The organism is Promicromonospora kroppenstedtii DSM 19349 (assembly GCF_000515355.1).
Lineage (GTDB): Bacteria > Actinomycetota > Actinomycetes > Actinomycetales > Cellulomonadaceae > Promicromonospora > Promicromonospora kroppenstedtii.
Map to the genome: position 1 here is coordinate 55,321 of NZ_KI911665.1, position 3,106 is coordinate 58,426.

A 3,106-nucleotide genomic window follows, 5' to 3' on the forward strand; every position below is an offset into this window, starting at 1 on the left:
AAGGCGCCGACGCCGGGCACGACCAGGCCGTCGGCGTCCTGCGCGAGGGCCCGGTCGGCGGTCAGCGTCACGTCGGCGCCCACGCGCTCCAGCGCGCGGACGGCCGACCGGACGTTGCCGAAGCCGTAGTCGAGGACGACGACGCGGGCGCCCACGCTCAGATCCCGCCCTTGCTGTCCGGGCCGGTCTCGCCCTTGCCCATGCTCTTGCGGGCCTTGCGCGCGGCGGAGGTCAGCATCCGCACCGCCTTGAACTTGCTGATCGAGTCCGACCCGACCACGCCGTCGACGTCAGCCAGGGCCGTCGCGCCGGTCAGCAGGTCCACGACGCTCTCGGGCGCGCCGCCCAGCACGAGGCCGGGAGCGAGCTCGTCGCCGCGCACGCCGTCGCTGAACCGGACGGCCGTCATCTGCTCGCCCGTGCGGGTGACCAGGACGAGCGGCACGCCCCGCACGAGCTGGGAGATCGCGGCGGCGGCACGTTCGGGCGCGTCGCCGGAACGGTCGCGCAGCACGCCGACGGCGCCGACGGAGGTCGGCACGGCGTCGAGGTCGAGCTGGGCCAGGGAGCTGGCGGCGGCCAGCGGCTCGGCGCCCGCGATCTGGGTGATCAGCGCGGCGAAGTCGGGCTCCCCGGAGCCGGTCAGGGACGACAGGTCGTCCGGGATCTCGAGGTCCCCGAGATCGAAGTCGGGCAGGTCGTCGCCGGCAGGCGTGCTGTCGGACCCGTTGTCGGGCCTGGGGCTGTCGGACATGGCTGCTAGAGCGCACCCTTCGTGGACGGGATGCCGTCGACCCGCGGGTCGACGGCCACGGCGGCGCGCAGCGCACGCGCCAGCGCCTTGAACTGAGCTTCGACGATGTGGTGGGGGTCGCGGCCGGACAGGACGCGCACGTGCAGGCAGATGCCCGCGTGGTGCGCGATGGACTCCAGCACGTGCCGCGTCAGCGACCCGGTGAAGTGGCCGCCGATCAGGTGGTACTCCTGGCCCGCGGGCTCGCCCTCGTGCACCAGGTACGGGCGGCCGGAGACGTCCACGACCGCCTGGGCGAGCGCCTCGTCGAGCGGCACGAGCGCGTCGCCGAACCGGGAGATGCCGGCCTTGTCGCCGAGGGCGACGCGCAGCGCCTCGCCGATGCTGATCGCGACGTCCTCCACCGTGTGGTGGGCGTCGATGTGCGTGTCACCGGTCGCCTGCACGGTGAGGTCGATCAGCGAGTGCTTGCCGAGCGCCGTGAGCATGTGGTCGTAGAACGGCACGCTCGTGCTGATGTCGGTGCGCCCGGTGCCGTCGAGGTCGAGCTCGACCAGCACCTTGGACTCGGACGTGGCGCGCTCCACGCGGGCTGTCCTGCTCATGCCTGTTCCTCTCCCTGCTCCTGCAAGACCTCTGTGAGCGCCGCGCGGAACGCGGCCATCTCGGACGACGTGCCGATCGACACCCGCAACCAGCCGTCGGGGCCGGTCTCGCGGATCAGGACCCCGCGGTCGAGCAGGCCCTGCCAGACGGCGTGCCGGTCGCCGAACGTGCCGAACAGCACGAAGTTGGCGTCGGTGTCGGCGACGTCGAACGGTAGCCCGTCCGGGAGCCGCTGCTCGCGCAGCCACGCGACGGTCGCGTCACGCTCGGCCCGCAGCGCCGCGACCTGGGCCATCAGCGACTCGCGGTGGCGCAGCGCGGCACCGGCCGCGGCCTGCGTGACGGCGCTCAGGTGGTACGGCAGCCGCACGATCCGCAGCGCGTCCACGAACTTCGTCGACCCGACCAGGTACCCGAGCCGCATGCCGGCCGCGGCGAACGCCTTGGACATGGTGCGCGAGACGGCCAGGTTCGGGTAGCGCTCCAGCAGCGCGACCGCCGACGGCGTGCCGGGGCGCCGGAACTCCGCGTACGCCTCGTCCACGACGACGACCGGGCGTGCCCCGTCGAGGTCGACCGTCAGGGCGGCCTCGCAGACCGCCTCGATGGTGGCCGCTGGCAGCGCCGTGCCGGTCGGGTTGTTCGGGCTGGCCAGCAGGATCACCGACGGGCGCACCTGACGGATCAGCTCGACGGCGTGCGCCGGGTCCAGCGTGAAGTCGTCCTCGCGGCGGCCGACGACCCACTTCGTGTGCGTGTCCCGTGCGTACTCCGGGTACATCGAGTACGTGGGCGCGAACGAGAGCGCGGTGCGGCCGGGGCCGCCGAACGCCTGCAGCACGTGCAGCATGACCTCGTTGGACCCGTTCGCCGCCCAGACGTCGAACTGCGCCAGATGGACGCCGGTCTCCATCTCCAGGTAGTCGGCGAGGTCACGGCGCAGGACGGTGGCGTCGCGGTCCGGGTAGCGGTTCATGCCGCGGGCGGCACGCGCCACCTCCTCCGCGATGGTCGCGACCACGTCCTCACCGGGCGGGTACGGGTTCTCGTTGACGTTCAGCAGCACCGGCACGTCGAGCTGCGGCGCGCCGTACGGCTCCTCGTCCGCCAGCTCGGGGCGCAGCGGCAGGCGCACCGAGGACGCCGAGGCGCTGCCCTCCACGCTCTGCTCGTCGACGGCGTTGGTCTTCACCGCACCAGTCTACGAACCGCGGGACACGGACCAGACACCAGTCCGCCCACCGGGCGGGTGGCCCTGGTCACGCGCCCGGCGCTGCCCGTCACCGCACGCCCAGCACGAACGGGTACACCGCCGCCGCGCCGGCCTCGCGCAGCAGCCGGGACGCCACCGTCAGCGTCCAGCCGGAGTCCGTGTAGTCGTCCACCAGGAGCACCGACCGGCCCGGCAGCCCGCGGAGCGCGCCGTCGCCGAGCTGGAGCTGCAGGCGCCGGACCACGCCCGCCAGCCGCATCGCGGAGTTCACGTCGTGCCGGCCGGGCTCCTCCTGCCCGGCGACCGGTCCGACCGCGCCGATCATCGGCACGCCCAGGTACTTCGCCAGCCCGGTAGCCAGGTGGAAGGACAGCTGCGGCCGGCGGACCGAGCGGATCGCGACGACCGCCTCGACCACGAGCGGACCCACCTGGGGGCCGCCCTCCGCCCCGTCCTCGGACTCCTCGGCGCTCTCCACCGGCGGCCGCAGCGCCGGCCACTCGTCCAGCACGCGTGCGGCGGCCCGGCGCAGC

The 3,106-nt window shown here is 73.9% G+C and carries 4 protein-coding genes and 1 pseudogene; all 5 read right to left on the reverse strand.

Features of this window, described 5'->3' with window-relative positions:
- Positions 1-146, reverse strand: a pseudogene (locus tag PROKR_RS37380) (imidazole glycerol phosphate synthase subunit HisH); the annotation flags it as partial.
- 11 nt (positions 147-157) lie between these two features.
- On the reverse strand, positions 158-754 hold the full coding sequence (locus PROKR_RS12610) for a hypothetical protein (RefSeq protein ID WP_020016654.1): 597 nt from the start codon (positions 752-754) through the stop codon (positions 158-160).
- 5 nt (positions 755-759) lie between these two features.
- Positions 760-1,359 (reverse strand): imidazoleglycerol-phosphate dehydratase HisB, encoded by a 600-nt coding sequence (gene hisB, locus PROKR_RS12615; protein ID WP_026365921.1) that lies wholly within the window; start codon positions 1,357-1,359, stop codon positions 760-762.
- Complete coding sequence (locus PROKR_RS12620) at positions 1,356-2,522, reverse strand: histidinol-phosphate transaminase (RefSeq protein WP_036963860.1); 1,167 nt, start codon at positions 2,520-2,522, stop codon at positions 1,356-1,358. Before PROKR_RS12620 ends, hisB begins: the two co-directional genes overlap by 4 nt.
- 118 nt (positions 2,523-2,640) lie before the next feature.
- The coding region (locus PROKR_RS12625; protein WP_169736408.1) for a phosphoribosyltransferase at positions 2,641-3,106 on the reverse strand (466 nt) is incomplete at its 5' end.